Annotated in this window: 16 protein-coding genes; 10 read left to right on the top strand and 6 right to left on the bottom strand. The window is 66.2% G+C overall.

Features of this window, described 5'->3' with window-relative positions:
- Nucleotides 1-24: 24 nt before the first annotated feature.
- The 3 genes from ISG32_RS00200 to ISG32_RS00190 all read left to right on the top strand — a co-directional run bounded on the left by ISG32_RS00200 (nt 25) and on the right by ISG32_RS00190 (nt 2,843).
- Nucleotides 25-1,692, top strand: a complete 1,668-nt coding sequence (locus ISG32_RS00200; protein ID WP_194769029.1) for a DUF4139 domain-containing protein — start codon at nt 25-27, stop codon at nt 1,690-1,692.
- Between the two features lie 81 nt (nt 1,693-1,773).
- A complete protein-coding gene (locus tag ISG32_RS00195) occupies nt 1,774-2,298 on the top strand; it encodes a phosphatidylglycerophosphatase A family protein (protein WP_194769670.1) in 525 nt (174 codons plus the stop codon).
- The gene (locus ISG32_RS00190; RefSeq protein WP_194769028.1) at nt 2,298-2,843 is read left to right on the top strand and encodes a CinA family protein; all 546 of its coding nucleotides are present in this window, start codon (nt 2,298-2,300) and stop codon (nt 2,841-2,843) included. The genes ISG32_RS00195 and ISG32_RS00190 overlap by 1 nt, the downstream gene beginning before the upstream one ends.
- Before the next feature lie 67 nt (nt 2,844-2,910).
- On the opposite strand, the gene ISG32_RS00185 is transcribed toward ISG32_RS00190, so the two are convergent.
- Nucleotides 2,911-3,141, bottom strand: coding sequence for a hypothetical protein (locus tag ISG32_RS00185; RefSeq protein WP_194769027.1), 231 nt, complete (start codon nt 3,139-3,141; stop codon nt 2,911-2,913).
- Between the two features lie 75 nt (nt 3,142-3,216).
- Nucleotides 3,217-4,071, bottom strand: coding sequence for a YecA/YgfB family protein (locus tag ISG32_RS00180; RefSeq protein ID WP_194769026.1), 855 nt, complete (start codon nt 4,069-4,071; stop codon nt 3,217-3,219).
- 268 nt (nt 4,072-4,339) lie between these two features.
- Between ISG32_RS00180 and ISG32_RS00175 the strand changes: the two genes are divergently transcribed.
- The 3 genes from ISG32_RS00175 to ISG32_RS00165 all read left to right on the top strand — a co-directional run bounded on the left by ISG32_RS00175 (nt 4,340) and on the right by ISG32_RS00165 (nt 10,036).
- On the top strand, nt 4,340-6,070 hold the full coding sequence (locus ISG32_RS00175) for an FMN-binding glutamate synthase family protein (protein WP_194769025.1): 1,731 nt from the start codon (nt 4,340-4,342) through the stop codon (nt 6,068-6,070).
- Between the two features lie 83 nt (nt 6,071-6,153).
- Nucleotides 6,154-7,002, top strand: coding sequence for a BUD32 family EKC/KEOPS complex subunit (locus tag ISG32_RS00170; RefSeq protein ID WP_194769024.1), 849 nt, complete (start codon nt 6,154-6,156; stop codon nt 7,000-7,002).
- A gap of 214 nt (nt 7,003-7,216) precedes the next feature.
- Nucleotides 7,217-10,036 carry an IPTL-CTERM sorting domain-containing protein gene (locus tag ISG32_RS00165; RefSeq protein WP_194769023.1) on the top strand — a complete coding sequence of 940 codons (2,820 nt, stop codon included), beginning with the start codon at nt 7,217-7,219 and terminating at the stop codon, nt 10,034-10,036.
- Nucleotides 10,037-10,114: 78 nt separating this feature from the next.
- On the opposite strand, the gene ISG32_RS00160 is transcribed toward ISG32_RS00165, so the two are convergent.
- From ISG32_RS00160 to ISG32_RS00150, 3 genes are read right to left on the bottom strand one after another with little or no spacing between them, the layout of a single operon-like run.
- Nucleotides 10,115-11,095 (bottom strand): Bug family tripartite tricarboxylate transporter substrate binding protein, encoded by a 981-nt coding sequence (locus ISG32_RS00160; protein WP_194769022.1) that lies wholly within the window; start codon nt 11,093-11,095, stop codon nt 10,115-10,117.
- Between the two features lie 59 nt (nt 11,096-11,154).
- Nucleotides 11,155-12,297 (bottom strand): acyl-CoA dehydrogenase family protein, encoded by a 1,143-nt coding sequence (locus ISG32_RS00155; RefSeq protein ID WP_194769021.1) that lies wholly within the window; start codon nt 12,295-12,297, stop codon nt 11,155-11,157.
- 39 nt (nt 12,298-12,336) lie between these two features.
- Nucleotides 12,337-13,914: an AMP-binding protein gene (locus ISG32_RS00150; protein WP_194769020.1), complete on the bottom strand. Its 1,578-nt coding sequence runs from the start codon at nt 13,912-13,914 to the stop codon at nt 12,337-12,339.
- 222 nt (nt 13,915-14,136) lie between these two features.
- Here ISG32_RS00150 and ISG32_RS00145 point away from each other — a divergent pair, with 222 nt between their 5' ends.
- The 4 genes from ISG32_RS00145 (at nt 14,137) to ISG32_RS00130 (ending at nt 18,138) form a co-directional block, all read left to right on the top strand.
- On the top strand, nt 14,137-15,318 hold the full coding sequence (locus tag ISG32_RS00145; RefSeq protein WP_194769019.1) for a thiolase family protein: 1,182 nt from the start codon (nt 14,137-14,139) through the stop codon (nt 15,316-15,318).
- Nucleotides 15,319-15,456: 138 nt separating this feature from the next.
- Nucleotides 15,457-16,224: an SDR family NAD(P)-dependent oxidoreductase gene (locus tag ISG32_RS00140; protein ID WP_194769018.1), complete on the top strand. Its 768-nt coding sequence runs from the start codon at nt 15,457-15,459 to the stop codon at nt 16,222-16,224.
- A gap of 48 nt (nt 16,225-16,272) precedes the next feature.
- Complete coding sequence (locus ISG32_RS00135; RefSeq protein WP_194769017.1) at nt 16,273-17,043, top strand: crotonase/enoyl-CoA hydratase family protein; 771 nt, start codon at nt 16,273-16,275, stop codon at nt 17,041-17,043.
- Between the two features lie 102 nt (nt 17,044-17,145).
- Nucleotides 17,146-18,138 carry a Bug family tripartite tricarboxylate transporter substrate binding protein gene (locus ISG32_RS00130; RefSeq protein WP_194769016.1) on the top strand — a complete coding sequence of 331 codons (993 nt, stop codon included), beginning with the start codon at nt 17,146-17,148 and terminating at the stop codon, nt 18,136-18,138.
- Nucleotides 18,139-18,238: 100 nt separating this feature from the next.
- On the opposite strand, the gene ISG32_RS00125 is transcribed toward ISG32_RS00130, so the two are convergent.
- Nucleotides 18,239-19,351, bottom strand: a complete 1,113-nt coding sequence (locus ISG32_RS00125) for a CaiB/BaiF CoA transferase family protein (RefSeq protein WP_194769015.1) — start codon at nt 19,349-19,351, stop codon at nt 18,239-18,241.
- Nucleotides 19,352-19,390: the final 39 nt, after the last annotated feature.

Here is a 19,390-nt window from a genome sequence, read left to right as displayed (position 1 = left end):
CCGCGCAACTGATCACGAGGTTCCATGCCCACACCATCGATTCCGCGTGCCCGCATTGCCCGGGTACCCTCTCCTGCCGCTCTTGTGTCCGCGATCTGCGCCGGCCTGCTGGCCGCGCCCCTGTCCGCGCTGGCCGCCGACAGCGGCTCCAGCATCACGCAGGTCAAGGTCTACCCCGGCAGCGCCACGGTGGAGCGCATGGTGCGCGTGCCGGCCGGTGCGCGCAGCGTCACCATCCGCTGCCTTCCGCCCAGCCCCATGCTCGATGTCCAGAGCCTGCAGGTGCAGGCGGACGCCAGCGTGCGCATTGGCGAGACCAGCATCAAGATGCAGGATCGGAATCTGGACAGCCAATGCACCACGCCGCTCGATGACCAGGTGCGCGAGGCCGAGGACAAGGTGGCGGTGGCCAAGGCCGAGACCGAATCGCTGCAACTGGCGGTGAGCTATCTGAACACGGTCGCCACCAAGTCACCCGACGAGCCGCACAGCGGACCGGGCACGCCCGGCTCGGCCAGCATCAACAGCACCACGGACGCGCTGCGCCGCTCGTCGCACGACGTGCTGCTCAAGCTGCATCAGGCCAAGCGCAGACAGGAGATCGCGGAACTCGCGCTCAAGCACCTGACCAACGAGCGCAACCGGTCGTCCGGGCCGATCACCGGCGTGTCCACCGTCACCATCACGCTCGCCGCTGAGCGTGAAAGCGACCTGCGTCTGACCTACCAGGTGAGCGGCCCGAGCTGGTCGCCCAACTACCGCGCGACGCTGGACAGCGCGACCCATGTGGTCCAGCTCGAGCGCATGGCGCTCGTCGCGCAGAACACCGGCGAGGACTGGCGCAATGCCCAGCTCACGCTCTCCACCGGCCAGCCGACGCGCGCCACGGCAGGGCGGCTGCCAAACCAATGGACGCTGGACGTGGCGCAGCCGGCGCCGGAGCGCGCGCGAGCGGAATATGCGGTCGCCGCCGCACCGGCTCCTGCCGCTGCCCTGGCCATGCCCGCTGCAGGGGGCGTGGCCGATGCGCCCGAGATGCCGCGCTTTGACGTGCAGGTCGCCGACGGCGCCTACGCCACCGAGTTCGCCGTGCCGCAGCGCATCACGATTCCCTCGGGCGGCCAGCGGATCACGCTCTCGCTGGGCACGCACATGGTGCGTTCCCAGCTCGTCTCGCGCGCCTCGCCCGCCGTGGAGGCCGCGGCATATCTCGTGGCCCAGTTGCCCACGCTGCCGGGCGTCTGGCCCACGGCCCAGGTGGCGCTGTACCGCGACGGCGCCTATGTCGGACGGGGCACGCTCAACAACAACGATGACGAGCTCGCGCGCGTCGGCCTGTCGTTCGGCCGCGACGAGCGCATCGTCGTCACCGCCGAGCCCCAGCAGCAGAATCAGGGCACGGCGGGCTTCACCGGCTCGAACGTCGAGCGCAAGGAGCAGCACGCCTACCGCATCGAGAACCGCCACCAGCGCCCCGTGGCCCTGCAGGTGCTGGAAGCCGCGCCCGTCTCGCGCAACGAGCAGATCGAAGTGAAGTCACAATACGAACCCGCTCCCGCCGACAAGGAGTGGGGGCGCCGCCCCGGTTTGGTCCTCTGGAACGAGACTCTTGCCCCCTCCTCTTCACAGCGATTCGTAGCAACGCATACACTGCGTTACCCCAAGGAGGCGCGACTGCAGGAATCACGGTGATCCCTGCATCCCGCGAGACAGCGCCCAGACGCCGCCCCGACTTCACGCAACATGCAAGATCTGTCCCATTCACCCGCTCCGATGCCGGAGCCGAAGCCGCCCGCCCCGCCGCCGCGCCGGTCGCTGCGGTCATTCATGCTCGCCAATCCGCTGCACCTGATCGCGCTCGGCTTCGGCAGCGGGCTCTCGCGCTTCGCACCCGGCACCGTGGGAACGGCTTGGGGATGGCTTGCGTTTCTGGTGCTGCAGCTGTGGCTCACGCAGGCGCAGATGGGCATCGTGATCGCCGTCTCGCTCGTGCTCGGCTGGATCGCCTGCACCGTCACCGCCCGCAACATGGGCGTGGCCGATCCCGGCAGCATCGTCTGGGACGAGGTGGTCGCCATCTGGATCGTGCTCTGGCTGGCCATGCCCATGGGCTTCTGGGGCCAGCTCATCGCCTTCGGCCTGTTCCGCTTTTTCGACGCCGTCAAACCCCACCCGGTGAAATGGGCCGATCAGTGCTTCAAGGGATTTGGCTGGCGCGGCGGCTTCGGCATCATGTTCGATGACCTCGTGGCCGCCTTCTGCACATTGCTCGTGATCGCCGTCTGGAGATGGATCTGATGCTGGAACAAGACAATCCGGAGGGATTCTCGCAATCGTCGCTCAAGGAGCTGTTCGGCCTGCCAAGCGAGCAGCTTGAGCCGCAGCTGCGTCAGCTCGCCGCCAAGCTCAAGCCCCGCAAGCTCATGCTCGCCACCGCAGAAAGCTGCACCGGCGGCATGATCGCCGCCGCCTGCACCGATCTGGCGGGTTCGAGTGAATGGTTCGAGCGCGGCTTCGTGAGCTACAGCAACGCCGCCAAGACCGACCTGCTCGGCGTGCCCGGCATGCTGGTGCTGCTGCACGGCGCCGTCAGCGAGCCCGTGGTGCGCGCCATGGCGACCGGCGCGGTGCTCCGCTCCCAGGCCCAGGTCAGCATCGCCGTGACCGGCGTCGCCGGCCCCGGTGGCGGCACCGAGGCCAAGCCCGTCGGCACCGTCTGGTTCGGCTGGCAGGTCGAGGGCGCGCTGCACAGCGAGGTCCAGCACTTCAACGGCGACCGCGCCATGGTGCGCGCCGCGACCATGGCACATGCGATCAGGCGGTTGAACGAGCTGCTGGGCTGAGTACGGCCCAAGATCGTGTTTGCAACCGTCCCACGCGGACACGATCCAAGTGGCATGGGCAGAGGTGTCACGGCCAATGCCGCCCTCGGAAATCCGGCGGATTCTCACTACGCGGTCGGCGCGGCGGCATGCAGGTGAAGAGATAAAACAGCGGTCCCACGAACGGAATCGCCGCCATCAATACGCCGAAGGTCTTGAAGGCCCAGTGGTCCTCGGTCCGCCAGATGCGCCGCCAGCACAGCAGCGTCACGACAAACGACAGCAGCAGCGCTACGGGCAGCAGAACGTCACGATCCATGGGAGCCCCTGTCAGTCAGTGGTACATGCGGGGGAATGTACCGCGCCTTTCAGGAGACTCCCAAACTCAGCGCCTTCAGGCGCCGTGGCACTTCTTGTACTTCTTGCCGCTGCCGCAGGGGCACGGATCGTTGCGGCCTGGCTCGTTGCCCTTGCGCACGGTCTCCACGCGTGGGCCGAAGCTCTTCCAGATCTGGCGCAGGTCGTAGCAGGCCCAGATCATCTCGCCGACCTTTTCCACGCGGTCCTGGCTGGTGCTCGCGGGGCCCTGGTCGTCATAGAGGTTGACGGTGGGCTTGCCGGTGTCGTCCTCGGTCACGGCGACGATGGTCTCCAGCGAGTCGTCGATCCACTTGGCGGCGTCCTTGTCGCGCGGCGCGGCCCAATCTTCGGGCCAGTTCTCGACCGCGAACATGAAGCCCAGCGCCCACACCTGGCCGAACGAGGGAATGTCCTGGCCTTCCATTTCGGCCTTTTCCGCCTCGGGCAGGATGGCGATGGCGCCGCGCATGTCCATGCACTCGGGCTGGAACGCGTCATCCGAATCGAGCGCGTCGGTCTCGATGTCGAGCTGCGTGGCGACTTCGTCAAGACGCAGCTGGCACAGCTCGAGAAAGCGCGCCTGCTGGGCCTCGTCCTTGAAGACGTCGGCCTGGAACGGCACCGTGCCGTCTTCGGACACGCCGTCGATCTCGAGGCCGTCGCCCAGCAGCATCGGCAGCCATTCGGCCACGTCGATGGGGCGGCGGGTGCAGACCAGCGCGGTCAGGTAGCCATCGCAGAATTCCCACTGAGGCGTCTCCTCGTTGCGGCTGCGGATGTCGTCGAGCATGGCATCCAGCTCGTCGAGCGCGTCATTGCTCAGCGCCGGGTTGTAGTCTGCGCCGGAATCCGGAGTCGCCGAGGAAGGGGTGGAGTCTTGATCTGCCATGGGAAAATTCTGGGTGGAGGCGAGCGCCCGTGACGCATCAAACGCCTGCGCCGTCGCCATGAAAAGGGCTCAATTTTACGCCCCGCCCCTTCAGCGGCCCACGCGGCCGCTCCATACCCCGCGCGAGCGCTGCGCCAAAGGGTCTTTCACTTCGCTCCGGCATTGGGCTGCCGACTGCAATACGCTTGCATCAAAGCAGCCACAGTTGTTGCCATTTCAAACCTTGCGGCACACTGTCCCCCATCCCTTCACGACGGACGTTCGCCCGATGAGTCAAACCCTCGCCCCTCGCCGCATTCCCGCATGGGTTCCGATCCGCTACACCAGCTTCTGCCTTGCGCTGCTTGGCACGGGCCTGTTCTTCACCGCCGCGCGCTTCTGGGGCGGTGGCTGGTGGTGGGTGGGCTACGGCGTGTGCCTCGCGCTGTCGGTGCTCGGCGTGTGGGACATGCTGCAGACGCGCCACGCCATCCTGCGCAACTATCCGATCATCGGGCACTTCCGCTTCATGCTGGAATACATCCGCCCCGAGATCCGCCAGTACTTCATCGAGTCCGAGCAGGAGGCGCTGCCGTTCTCGCGCGCCCAGCGCTCGCTCGTGTACCAGCGCGCCAAGGGCGAGTCCGACAGCCGCCCGCTCGGCACGCTGCTCAACGTGAGCGCGCAGGGCTATGAATGGGTGAACCATTCGATGCAGCCCACCAAGCTCACCTCGCACGACTTCCGCATCTGGATCGGCGGCAGCCCGGAAGGCAAGGCCGAGGGCGCATCACCCTGCACACAGCCCTATCACGCGAGCATCTTCAACATCTCGGCCATGAGCTTCGGCGCGCTGTCGGCCAACGCGATTCTGGCGCTCAACAAGGGCGCCAAGTCCGGCGGCTTCGCGCACGACACCGGCGAGGGCTCGATCAGCCAGCACCACCGCGTGCATGGCGGCGACCTGATCTGGGAAGTAGCCTCGGGCTACTTCGGCTGCCGCAATGACGACGGCACGTTCAACGAAGAAAAATACATCGCCAACGCCACCGACCCGCAGGTCAAGATGATCGAGCTGAAGCTCAGCCAGGGCGCCAAGCCCGGCCACGGCGGCATGCTGCTCGGCCCCAAGGTCACCCCCGAAATCGCCGCCGCGCGCGGCGTGCCGGTGGGAGTGGACTGCATCAGCCCGCCCACGCACAGCGCGTTCAAGACACCGACCGAGATGATGCATTTCATCGCCCGTCTGCGCGAAAAATCGGGCGGCAAGCCCACCGGATTCAAGTTCTGCGTCGGCCATCCCTGGGAATGGTTTGCCATCGTCAAGGCAATGCTGGAGACCAACATCACGCCCGACTTCATCGTGGTCGACGGCGCGGAAGGCGGCACCGGCGCAGCGCCGGTGGAGTTCGTCGACCATGTCGGCGTGCCGCTGCAGGAAGGCCTGCTGCTCGTGCACAACACGCTGATCGGCACGGGCTTGCGCCACCGCATCAAGATCGGCGCGGCGGGCAAAGTGATCACCGCGTTCGACATCGCGCGCATGATGGCGCTGGGTGCCGACTGGTGCAACGCCGGGCGCGGCTTCATGATGGCGCTGGGCTGCATCCAGGCGCAGACCTGCCACACCGGCCACTGCCCCACGGGCGTCGCCACGCAGGATGCCGGGCGTCAGAAGGCGCTCGTCGTGCCCGACAAGGCCACGCGCGTCGCCAACTTCCACAAGGCCACGCTGCATGCGCTGCAGGAAATGGTGCAGGCGGCCGGGCTGGAGCATCCCTGCGACATCACCGCCCACCACATCGTGCGCCGCATCTCCGACACCGAGGTACGCCAGCTCTCCAATCTGGTGATGCGCGTGGAACCCGGCGCGCTGCTGGGGGATCTGGAAAAGCAGCACAACGTCTTCCGCCAGTACTGGCCGGGCGCGAGCGCGCAGACCTTCGCGTTTTCGCCGCCACCGCTCGCGCCCAGCGCGCCGATTTCGGCGAAAAAGCAGGAATCGCTTGTCGCATCCTGATACGCTCGGGACAATTTTCAAAACAAGCCGCCGTCCCATTCTCCGATGACCGGACGGCGGCCCCCTTTCCGCCCAGTCCGACCGTGTCCTCATCCCAGCCGCCAGACTCCTCACCGCCAACGACGGACTTCGACGCCTTTCTCAAAGCGCATCTGGCCACGCAGGCCAAGAACATCCAGCGCTACGACGTCGATGGCCGGCGCGTCTGGATCAAGCGCACCGGCCCGCTGGTGCCCGCGTGGCGCTACCGTGTGCTGCGCGTGCTGCGCACTCTGCTCGATGAACCGGTGCTGGGCCCCGTCGTCAACCACGGCGGGCGCGAGGCCATCGCCACCGAGGTCCGCCGCCTCAAGGACCTTGCCTCGCGCGGCATCCGCGTGCCGCAGCTGCTGGCCGAAGAGCAGGACGGCTTCGTGATGAGCCACCTCGGCCTGCCCGATCAGGACGTGCACTCGCTGGGCAACGTGATCCGCGCGGTCGTGCCTCAGGGCGCGGACGCGATCCTGCCGCTGTGGCAGCAGGGCCTCGCGATGATCGACCAGGTGCACCGCTCTGGCACGGTGCTCAGCCAGGCCTTCGCGCGCAACATGGTGGTCTGCCCCGACGGCGAACTGGCCTGCGTCGACTTCGAGGACGACCCGCTCGCCGTGCTGCCCATGGGCGTCTGCCAGGTGCGCGACGCGCTGTGCTACACCCACTCCACCGCCGTCTACCTGAGCCACGCGGGAGCCCTGCAGCCCGCTCGCGCCATCTGGCAGGAATGGCTCACCCACCCCGAGCGCAGCCCGGAGTTCAAGCAGGTGCTCTCCAACACCCTGCGGCGCATGCGCTGGCTGCGCCACCTGCCCGCCAACCGCAAGCTCGGTCGAGATACGGAGCGACTGCGCGCGATGTGGGACCTGATGGAACCACAAGACCGCTCCCAGGCGTAGCGCCACAGAAACCGCCGGTGCGCACTGCAAAAGCGCATCCACGCCCTTTTAATAGCCGATGACTATTAATTGTTAAATTTCGACAACAGAAATTAAACTATTCTTTGCGACAGAATAAATAATACAAATTCAATACACAAATCCGATAGCTACTCGCTAAAGTGCCTGCACGAGGTCCACCACAACCTCATCATCAACCATGGTTTGGCACGTCATGCAACTGCACTCTCTGACCCACTCCACGGCACGCAGGATCCGACGGATCCTGGGCGTTCTTGCAACGTGCCTGATTCCATTGGCCGCCGGCGCGCAGGCCCCTGCATCGCACATTCCCAAGATCCTTGTGCTGACGACGGACGAAGGCCGGGCAGGTGAAAATTTCACGCTCGCCAGCACCTCCGGCACGCTCACAGGCCCCTTCTACAACACAGACGCCGAAGAAGCGTCCGACAACCTGGCCCGGGCCTTCGGGAATGCAGGCTCGGGGCTGGTCTCCGGTCCGCCCGAGGTCAAGTACATGTACGGTGCGCTCTCGATCCGGCCACCGCAGAAGGATGGGCAAGGCAATGTGGTGGACAAGGTCGCGAGCTACGCCCCCACAACCTTGACGCGCTACTCCAGCACCCCGACCAATCTGGTGCGCGTCCTGTCTGCCGAGCATGCGCAGGGCAGCGCGTCCACCGGCGCCATCACCCAGGACGAGGACGTCGTCTACGTGCCGGACACCACACCGTTTCTGGACCCCGACAACCTCGCCGCCATCTTCAAGCCGGACAACGGAGATCGCTACGACCTCGTCATCGTCGGCTCCACCTACATGAAGGTGACCAATCAGGCCTATGCGGCGCTCGCCAAGTTGATGCAGGACCCGGCGCTCAAGCCCAACGCCATGCTGTTCTTCGTGGATGCATGCTGCGACGATGTCGCAAACGACAGAAACGCGTACTCCTACAACGTGAAGCGCCTCACCGACATGGTGCTCGCACCCGCGACCAAGGTCACGGGCGATCCGGGCGCCATGGTCAACGGCATGACGACCGGTCCCGCCTATGGCTACGTAGGCGGAAACCAATCGATGAAGTTGAATTCGGCCCTCAATTTCCCCAACGACGGCAACGTGTCGACGCTGTACGCCCCTGGCTTTCAGGCCAAGCTCCCCGAGATCGCCGGTGGTGACTATCAGGCGCTGATCAACATCCCGAACGAGAACATCCTCTATCGCGTGCAGGACAACAACATCGCCGACAACCGCGCCTACGGCATGTTCTTCCCGTCCAAGCAGATGTTCGACGGCAACGGTGTCTGCACCTTCGCCGTGGTGGACATCAGCCCGTTCGCAGGCACCCCGAACACTACGAACACGACGAGCCCCCGCAACATCGGTCAGGCGTTCGTCGATGCGGCATTGGCGGGCGGCGCCTGCGGCGGCATGGCCTCCATCAGCGCCGCGCCCGAGACGCAGAACGTGACGCTGGCCAGCCCGAACGCCACGATCACGCTGACCGTCAAGAATGAAACGCCCGCCACAGCCATCGCAGGCGCCGGCACCATCAGCGAAGGTCGCGTCGAGTACACGCTGCCCGATCACCTGCAGTTCACCGGCACGGACGTGATCACCACCGACTGCACGCTCAGCGGCACTGCGGCCACGCGCACCAACACCGACAAGAGCCTCACCGTGAAGGGCATCAGCCTTCCCAATCTGGGCAGCTGCACCATCACGCTGCCGGTGAAGTGGGTCGACACCACCGACCCCGCCACCAACGCCTGCATCAACGACACCAAGCACACGGCCACGCTCACCATCACCCCCGGCGTGCCCAATCAGTTCAGCACCAAGGAAGGCCAGACCAATGCACAGGCCATCGCCAAGGTGGTCTGCACCGCGCCCGAGCTGCAGCTGACCACCAACCCCACCACGCTGCCTGGCCCGTTCACGGCCGGCTCGATGGTGAGCTACGACGTGATCGTGACCAACCTGAGCCAGACGGCGACGGCCGCCAACGCGCAACTCAGCGCGCTGATACCCGCGGGCGCCACCCACACCATCACGCCCAAATCGCGCCAGCAACTGCTCAAGGCCAACCCCGTCGCCTGCCCGTCGCACACGGACTGCACGCTCGCGCCCGGAGAGGTCGCCACTTTCGCCGTGCAGTTCGCGGCCCCGGCCAACGCGGCCAGCATGGCGTTCTCGCCCACCGTGGCCCTGCCCGCAAACACTCCGCCCAACACCGAAGTCACGCTGGCGAACAACACCGTCCTGCTCGCCGCACCACTGCAAAAGCAGCTCCATGTGCAGGCCCAGCTGACCACGGCGGGCAGTGGTGACTTCACGCCGCTGAACGGCTCCGGCATGGCCTACGCGGCCAACGGCTGCAACGCAGCACCCGCCTCGGGCAGCGCCCCGCTCGGCCTTGACACCGCAGGCGCCGCGCAGACCTCCACCGCCGACGGCACGGCCCACTGCGCCGTGGTCTTCAGCGCCGCCCCCGGTCCGCTGCCGACCGGCTACGCGCTCGCTTCCGCCACGCCGACGCTGACCGACACCACCGACCCCGCCACCGGCGCGCAGACCGTGGTCGCCACCTGGACCGTGCTGCCGCCCTCCGCCGCAACCATCGGCGGCGGCATCACCGGCGGCCCATCGACCTTCCCGACCGACCTGATCGGCAAGACCATCGACTACGAACTCACCTGCACCCCCACTGCAGCCGCGCCGTCCACCGGCACGCTGACCGTGGACAGCACGGGCCAGCTCACCACGACCAACCCGCCGGTGATCCCCGCAGGCTCCACCTGCACGCTGGCGCTCAAGACCGATCCGTCCACCCTGCCCTTGCCTTCCGGCTATGTCTGGAAATCGCCTGTGATCAGCGGTTCGGGCGGCAGCTTCACCGTGACCATCCCCATGGCCCGCGCCAACGGTGATTCCGTGCCGGTGCCCACGCTCAGCGAATGGGCGCTGTACGCGCTCGCGTCGCTGATGCTGCTGGCGGCGGCAGGCCAACTGAGGACGCGACGCGCCAAGCGTTGAACCCAACGCCGAAATGACACAAGGGGCGCTCACCCGACGGTGAGCGCCCCTTGTCATTTGCAAAAAGCGTTTGTTCGCTCACTCCACGCTGATGCGCGCCGCGTCCACGATGGCCTTCCAGTGCGCCGCGTCCTTGTCGAGCACGGCGCGGAACTCCTGCGGGGATGATCCCACGGGAATCAGGCCCATGTCGGACAGGCGCTTCGAGATTTCCGGCTGCCTGACGATGGCCGAGAGCTCCGCGCCAAGCTTGTCGACGATGGGCTGCGCAGTCGATGCGGGCAGGAAGAAGCCGAACCAGCCGTTGGCCTCAAAGCCTGGATAGCCCAGCTCGGCCATGGTCTTCACCTCGGGCAGAGCCGGATGACGCTGCTGCCCGGTGATGGCGAGAACGGTGATCTTGTCGGACTTGATGTGCGGATAGGCGCCCGTCGCATCGACAAAGGCGCTCGCCAACTGCCCCCCCAGCATCGCGGCCATCTCCGGGCCAGAACCCTGATACGGCACATGCGTGAGGTCGATGCCGGCCTTCATCTTGAACTGCTCGCCGTTGAGCTGCGACGAGGTGGCGTTGCCATACGAGCCGAAATTGAACTTGCCCGGCTCGGCCTTGGCCTTGTCCACGAACTCCTGCAGCGACTTGATGCCCGAACTGCGCGGCACCATGACGAGATCGGCAGACTTGGCGGTCTGCGAGACCGGCGTGAGGTCGCTGAGCCTGTAGGGCACCTTCTTGTAGAGCGACGGAATCTGCACCAGCGCAGTGATGCCGAGCAGCACGGTGTAGCCGTCGCCGGGGGCCTTTGCGACGAGGTCGTTGCCGAGCATGCCGCTCGCGCCGGGCTTGTTCTCGACGATCACGCCCTGCCCCCAGTGCTGGCTGAGCTGCGCGCTGATCAGTCGGCCGATGATGTCGGTGCCGCCGCCTGCGGGGTACGGCACGATCACGCGGATCGGTCGGCTGGGATAGGTGTCCGCCTTGGCCGCGCTCCACGGAACGGCGGCGATCAATGCGGCGGCCAGCAGATACCTGAGGCCTTGTCGACGTGCTTTTTTCATGCTCTCTCTCTCCTTGGCTTGGTCACTCTCTCAAAGCGGATTTCGACACGGGGGCCGCATCACAGCGTGCGCGCGATGATCTCCTTCATGATCTCGTCGCTGCCGCCGTAGATGCGGCCGATGCGCGCGTCGGTCCACGCGCGGCCCACCTGGTATTCGGTCATGTAGCCGTAGCCGCCGTGCAGTTGCAGGAACTCGTCGAGCAGTCTGTTCTGCAGCGTGGTCGCGTTGAGCTTGACCATGGCGGCACGGTCGGGCGTGAGCTTGCGCTGCATGTGCAGCGCGATGCAGTCGTCCACAAAGACGCGCAGCATGGTGGCCAGCGACTTGGCCTCGGCGAGCTTGAAGCGCGTGTTCTGGAAGTCGAACACCGGATGGCCGAAGGCCTTGCGGTCACGCGTGTAGTCGATCGTCTTCTGCAGAAACGCCTCGACGGATGCGGCCGCGCGCACCGCCACCACCAGGCGCTCCTGCGCGAGCTCCTGCATCAGGTACTTGAAGCCCATGTTCTCTTCACCGAGCAGATGGCCCACGGGCACCTTCACCTCGTCGAAGAACAGCTCCGACGTGTCCTGCGCCATGAGGCCGATCTTCTCGAGCTTGCGGCCCTTGCTGAAGCCGGGCACGCCGTCCTCCACCACGATCAGCGACACGCCCTTGGCCCCCATCTCGGGCGCGGTCTTGCACACGACGATGACGATCTCGCAGTTGATGCCGTTGGTGATGAAGGTCTTGGCGCCGTTGATCACGTAATGATCGCCCTCGCGCCGCGCCGAGGTGCGCACCGACTTGAGATCGCTGCCCGCGCCGGGCTCGGTCATGGCGATGGCGCCGATGAGATCGCCCGATGCCATTCTGGGCAACCACCGGTCCTTCTGCGCCGTGTTGCCATAGGCGTTGATGTAGGGCGCGACGATGTCGGAATGCAGCGGGAATCCGAGCCCGCTCGCGCCGGTGCGCGCGATCTCCTCGAGCAGCACGGCCGCATGGCCGAAGTCGCCGCCGCCGCCGTAGGGCTCGGGCAGCATGGGGTTGAGCAGACCTTCGCGACCGGCCTTGCGCCAGACCTCCTTGGGCACGATGCCGTCGCGCTCCCATTGCCCGTGGTGCGGCACGATCTCCTTGTCGAAGAAGCGGCGCGCGGCCTCGCGAAACTGTTCGTGATCCTCACGAAAAACGCTGCGTTCAATCAGCTCCTGCATGCTTCACCTCGTTGAAAAGATATGTTCAAGAAAAAGATTTCAAAGCGCTTTGGCAACCGCCGCGCGCACGTCGAAGCCGGCGTTCGGGTCTTCGCGGAAGCGGTCCTTGAGCACGCGGCGCAGCAGCTTGCCGGTCTCAAGGCGCGGCAATCGGGTCTCGAACACCACCCGCCTCGGCCACTTCACTTTCGACAGCCCCGGCGCGGCCTGCGCGACGATGGCGCAGGCCAGCGCCTCATTGCCTTCGTGGCCGGGCTTGAGCACGATGACCGCCATCGGCTGCTCGCCGAAGTCCTCGTGCGGCACGCCGACCACTGCCACCTCGTCGACGGAGGGATGCGCGACGAGCGCGTTCTCGATCTCCTGCGGATACACGTTCACGCCGCCCGAGAGAATCAGATCGGCGCGCCGGTCGCTCAGGAAGAGATAGCCGTCCGCATCCACATGACCGATGTCGCCATAGGTCGCCCAGCCACGCTCGTTGAAGGCCTCGCGCGTCTTGGCTTCGTCGTTGAGATAGCTGAACTCGCCGCCCTTTTCAAAGTAGATGCGACCGGTCTCTCCGGTCGCGACTTCGTTGCCGTCCTCATCCACGACATGCAGCACGCCCGAGATCGCGCGCCCCACCGAGCCGGGCCGCTCGCGCCATTCCTTTGAATCGATCAGCGTCGTGCCGCAGCCCTCGGAGCCCGCGTAGTACTCCATGAGGATGTCGCCCCACCAGTCCAGAATCGCCCGCTTGAGCGGCACCGGGCACGGCGCGGCCGCGTGGATGGCGACGCGGTGGGTGGAAAGGTCGTACCGCGATTTCACCGCGTCGGGCAGCTTGTGCATGCGGCCCAGCATGGTCGGCACCCACTGGCTGTGGGTGACGCGAAAGCGCTCTATGCAGGCCAGCGAGAACTCCGCATCGAACTGCCTCAGGATGACCGCGCACCCACCCGAGTCGAGAGCGCGCAGCGTGTAGCGCAGCGGCGCGGCGTGGTACAGCGGCGCGGGCGAGAGATAGACCACGTCCTCGCCGAACTGCATGAGGCGCTGCGTGTTCGCCACTTCCGGGTCGGTCTGATGGCGATACTGCGGCCCGAACAGCGGCTTGCGCACGCCCTTGGGCCGCCCCGTGGTGCCTGATGAATAAAGCAGATCGCGTCCCAGCGGCCGCAGGCTCAGATCCTGCAACGGTGCCGCGCCCGCAGCGGCCAGCCTGTCGTCCAGAGCTCGGACACCGGGCGTATCGCCATCCACCGAACAGCAGGCCATCTCCAGCGCCTGCTGCGCCGCTTGCGCGCTCGGCCAGGTGGTGGACGACACGAACAGCATCCGCGCGCCGCTGTCCTGCATGACGTATTGCACCTCGGCGGGCGTGAGGTGGGTGCTGATCACCGCCGCGTACAGCCCCGCCTCGCGCGCGGCCAGCACCAGTTCAAGAATCTCGACGCGGTTCTCCAGCAACACCGCGATCGTGTCCTGCTCCTTCAACTGCTGCGCCGCCAGCCACTGCGCGATCCGCTGCGCGCGCCGGGCAATCCGCGCAGCCGTGAACGATTCCTGCGTCTCCGCATGAATCAGGACCACCTTGTCGGGCCGCTGGGCCGCCCAGCTCAGGAAGTTGTGCATCGTCCAATGTCTCCATTACTTGCAAGCCGCCAGCCATTGCATCACTGCGCGCGCCTTGCGTGGGTTTTTGAATTCATAACATCCGGTTCACGAGTCTCGAATTCAGAATGAGCGAGCGCAGTATCCCGCCCGAATCCACGCCAACCCTGCGGGTTAACACCATTCCGAATACATTTTTCTGAAACATATCATTAATTTAATGAACCTTCAGTCTCATTAATCATGAACATACCCGTCATCGTCGAAGCCATTCGCAGCCCCATGGCAAGGGCCAAGCCGGACGGCGCGCTCGCCGAGCTGCATCCCGTCGATCTGCTCTCGCAGGTGCTGCAGCAGCTCATCGCGCGCACCGGCATCGATCCCGGTTCGGTGGACGACGTGATCTGCGGCTGCGTGAGCCAGGCGGGCGAGCAGGCCGGCACGCCGGGGCGACTTGCCTGGCTGGCGGCGGGTCTGCCGATGCATGTGCCCTCGACCACCATCGATCGCAAATGCGGATCGAGCCAGCAGGCCGTGCACTTCGCCGCGCAGGCCGTCATGGCGGGCGTGCAGGACATCGTGATCGCCTGCGGCGTCGAGTCGATGAGCCGCGTGCCCATGGGCAGCTCGCGCATGGGCAAGAACATCACCGGCCCGCGCTTTGACGAACGCTACGCGCCGGGTCTGGTCGGTCAGGGCGTGTCCGCCGATCTGGTCGCCGCCAAGTGGGGCCTGTCGCGAAGCGATCTGGACCACTACGCAGCCCGCTCGCACCAGCGTGCGCATCAGGCGCAAACAGGCGGCGGATTCGCGCGCGAGATCGTCGGCATCCAGACGCCCAAGGGCGTTGTGAGCGCCGACGAAACCATTCGCGCGGGCACCACGCCCGAGACGCTCGCGGGCCTCAAGGCGGTGTTTGAAAACGAGGAGCTTTCCGCGCGCTTTCCGCAGATTCAATGGAGCACCACGGCGGGCAACGCCTCGCAGATGACCGACGGCGCCAGCGCCATGCTGATCATGAGCGAAAAGCGGGCCGAACGGCTCGGCCTGCGCCCGCGCGCGCGCTTCGTCGCGTTCGACGTGGTGGGCGACGATCCGCTGTACATGCTCACCGCGCCGATTCCCGCCACCCAGCGCGTGCTCGCCAAGGCGAAGATGAAGCTCGACGACATCCATCACTACGAGATCAACGAGGCCTTCGCCTCCGTGCCGCTCGCGTGGCAGAAGGAGCTCAGGGCAGACGGCGAACGCCTGAACCCGCGCGGCGGCGCGATTGCGCTCGGCCATCCGCTGGGCGCTTCGGGCGTGCGGCTGATGACCACGATGCTGCATGCGATGGAGGACAGTGGCCAGCGCTACGGCATCCAGTCGATGTGCGAAGCGGGCGGCATGGCCAACGCAACCATTATTGAAATCACCCCCTGAGGCGCCTTGCGCCTTCCCCCTCTCTCGCTGCGCGGGAGGGAAACGCAGCCAGCGTGGCGGGGCGGCCCTTGCGCGGCTGCCGCTGGCTCGACGGACCGCTGGGGTTTAAGCGTCATGCACTGATGGAGGAAATGTGAGATGAAACTGCAAAAGGGAATGACCGCCATCGTCACTGGCGGCGTATCGGGACTCGGTGAAGCGACGGCGATTTCGCTGCTGGAGCGCGGCCTGAATGTGGTGGCCGTTGACCTCAATGAAGAGCGCGGAGCGGCAATGCAGCAGCGGTACGCGGGTCAACTCACGTTCGTGAGGGCCGACGTGGCCGACGGCGATCAGATGCAGGCCGCCATCGCCGCCGCAGAAGCCTTCGGCGAGTTCCGCGCGCTGGTGCATTGCGCGGGCGTGGGCGGCCCGGTGCGGCTGGTCGAGAAGGACGGCAGCCCCGGCTCGCTCGAGAAATACACCCACATCGTGCGCATCAACCTCATCGGCACCTTCAACACGCTGCGCCTCTCGGCAGCGGCGATGGCAAAGAACGCACCCATCGACGGCGAGCGCGGCGTCTGCGTGCTCACCGCCTCGGTGGCAGGCTACGAAGGCCAGATCGGGCAGATTCCCTACGCCTCGGCCAAGGCCGGCATCATCGGCATGACCCTTGTCGCGGCGCGCGATCTGGCCACCAAGATGATCCGCGTCTGCACCATCGCGCCGGGCCTGTTCGACACACCGATCCTCGCCAAGCTGCCCGAGGACATCCGCCAGTCGCTCGCGGCCTCGGTCCCCAATCCACCACGTCTCGGAAAGCCGCATGAATATGCACTGACGGCGCTGCATATCCTTGAAAATCCCATGCTCAACGGCGAAACCATTCGCCTTGACGGCGCGATCCGCATGCAGCCGCGCTGAGAACGTATCTACGTTCCAAAGCATTCACTTTTCAGGAGACGCTTCACCATGTCAGATACCACTCCCCTCATCGTCGAGATCCGCGGCAACCTGCAGATCATGACGCTCAACCGCCCCGAGGCGAAGAACGCCGTGACGCTGGAAATGGCCGAGGCCATGGTCGCCGCGCTTGAAGCGTTCGACGCGAACCCGGCGCTCTCGGTGGGCATCATCGTCGGCGCGGGCGGCACCTTCTGCGCGGGCATGGACTTGAAGGGCTTTCTGCAGGGCAAGCGCCCGACGATTCCCGGCCGCGGCTTCTGCGGCATCACCATCAAGCCACCGCGCAAGCCGATCATCGCTGCGGTCGAGGGCTATGCGCTCGCGGGCGGCTTCGAGGTCGTGCTCGCCTGCGATCTGGTGGTGGCATCGAGCGCCGCCAAGTTCGGCCTGCCCGAAGTGAAGCGCGGCCTCGCCGCCGCTGGCGGTGGCCTGCTGCGCCTGCCCAAGCGCATGCCCTACCACGTCGCGATGGAATGCATCCTCACCGGCGACATGCTGAGCGCCGAACGCGCCCACCAGAACGGACTGATCAACCGCCTCGTCGAGCCCGGCCAGGCGCTGGACGCCGCCATCGAGCTGGCCAGCGCCGTCGCGGCCAATGGCCCGCTGTCTCTGGTCGCGAGCAAGCAGGTGGTCACCGAATCGGTGGACTGGAGCCGCGAGGAAATGTTCGACAAGCAGGCCAGCATCACCAACCCGGTGTTCGCGTCGCAGGACGCCCGTGAGGGTGCCGCCGCCTTCGCGGAGAAACGCAAGCCCGCCTGGAAGGGCATGTGACGCACGCCAGGCGCGGCCATCGCATCTGATGGCCGGCGTTGTTCCATGCGTGCGGAGAGTGACTTTTCACCCAACTCATCAATGCAAAGAGGAGAGACACGCATGAGAACCGGCACCACGCCCCCTTCGCGCCGCAAGGCGCTCTGCGCCATCGCGGCGATTCTCGGCAGCGCACCGTGGATCGCGCATGCCGACACTGCCTGGCCAGGCAAGCCGATCACCTTCGTCATTCCCGGCGCTGCGGGCGGATCGACCGACATCCCGGCGCGCTTTCTCGCGCTCAAGCTCGGCGAGCGTCTGGGCCAGCCCATCGTCGTCGACAACAAGCCCGGCGCGGGCGGCTCGCTGGGTTCGGGCTTCGTCGCGCGCGCCCAGCCCGATGGCTACACCGTGCTCGTCGGCAACTCGGGCTCCAACGCCATCAACTACACGGCATACAAAAAGCTCAGCTACAAGCCCACGGATTTCGTCGCGCTCACCGACATGATCTCGTTCGCCAACGTGCTGGTCGTGCCGGTCAAGTCGCCCATCAAGACCCTGCCCCAGCTCATCGACACCGCCCGCAAGGAGCCCGGCAAGCTCGCGTTCTCGTCCGCTGGCGTCGGCCAGACCACGCATCTCATGGGCGAGCTGTTCAAGCAGCGCACGGGCACCGACGTCGTGCACGTCGTCTACAAGGGCTCCGCGCCGGGCACCATGGCCGTGGTGAGCGGAGAGACGCAATTCATGTTCGACAACATGACCGCGTCGCTCGCCCACATCAAGGACGGCAAGCTGCGCCCGCTCGCCGTGACCGGCGCCACCCGCGAGCCCGAACTGCCCGACGTGCCCACCATGACCGAACTGGGCATGTCCGACTTCAACAAGGTCGGCTGGATGGGCTTCTTCCTGCCCGCCAAGACCCCGCCCGAGATCGTCAAAAAACTCACCGACAACCTGATCGCCGTGCTCCAGTCCCCCGAGGTCCAAAAGCGCTACCGCGAACTCGGCGGCCGCCCCGGGGGCATGTCGCAGGCGCAGTTCAACAAGATGGTGAACGACGATCAGAAATCATGGGGTGAGCTGATCACGAGCCAGCATCTGCAACTGGACTAGGAACACCCCCGACGGCGTATTGACGATCTCAGCGCGGCTGCCTTTGCAGCGGCCGCGCCAGTTTCATGCGCCATGCGAACCTGGCTGGCGACTCCCGACGTCAGCGTCGCCAGACTTTCTGCATGTCGCCATGCGCGAGGGCATCCAGCACCGCCTGCGTATGCGCTCCCGCATTGCACGCCTCGGGCGTCTCGTAGGCCTGCCCATCAAACCGGGGCGCGGGCGCGGCCTGGAGTACACCGCCCTGCTCGTTGTACACGCCACGCGCGCGCAGGTGTGGATGCTGAGACGCCTCGAGCGGACTCAGCACCGCGCCGAAACACACGTCGGTGGGCTCGAAGACCGACTGCCAGTGCGCGCGTGATTGCTGCAGGAAGATCGTCTGCAGGCGCGCACGGCGCTTGGGCCACATGGCGCGGTCGTGCTGGGCTGTGGAGAAGTCCGGATCGTCGGTGAGATCCAGCGTCTGGAGCAGCAGCGCGTAGAACTGCGGCTCGATGGCGCCGATGGTGATGTGGTGGCCGTCGGCGCAGACATAGGTTTCGTAGAACGGCGAGCTGTCGTACATGCTCTGGCCACGCTCGTCGGCGACCATGCCACGCTGGCGGGCGCTCAGCGCGAGGTTGAGCATGTGGGCCGAGCCGTCGACGATGGCCGCGTCCACCACCGTGCCCTTGCCGGTGCGGCGCGCCTGGATGATGCCCGCGAGCAGGCCGGTCATGAGGTACAGGGCACCGCCCCCGATGTCGCCGACCATCGCGAACGAGGACACGGGACGGGCCTCCGCCGGGCTGCAGCCCCAGAGCGCGCCCGCGACCGATGCGTAGTTGTTGTCATGCCCGGCGCGCGGCGCGAGCGGCCCGTCCTGGCCCCAGCCGGTCATGCGGCCGTAGACGAGTTCAGGATTCACCCGCAGACATTCCTCGGGACCGAGGCCGAGGCGCTCCATCACTCCCGGCCGCATGCCTTCGATCAGCACGTCGGCGCTCGCGACGAGCGTCAGCACGAGCTGCCTGCCCGCCTCGCTCTTCAGGTCGGCGAACACCGAGCGCTTGCCGCGATTGAGCAGCGTGCCGGTAGGGCCGGTGTTTTCGGCCTCGCGCACGATGGAGATCACGTCCGCCCCCAGATCGGCCAGATGCATCGCGCAGAACGGCCCGGGGCCGAGCCCGCCAATTTCCAGAACACGGATTCTGTCGAGTACTTTGCTCATTGTCTTGTCTCCTCTTGTGGGTGGTTCGGGCGAAGCGTC

It is taken from the genome of Diaphorobacter caeni (genome assembly GCF_015354245.1).
GTDB lineage: Bacteria > Pseudomonadota > Gammaproteobacteria > Burkholderiales > Burkholderiaceae_C > Diaphorobacter_A > Diaphorobacter_A caeni.
The sequence above is the reverse complement of the archived record's forward strand: the minus strand, read 5'-3'. Positions and strand labels throughout refer to the sequence as shown.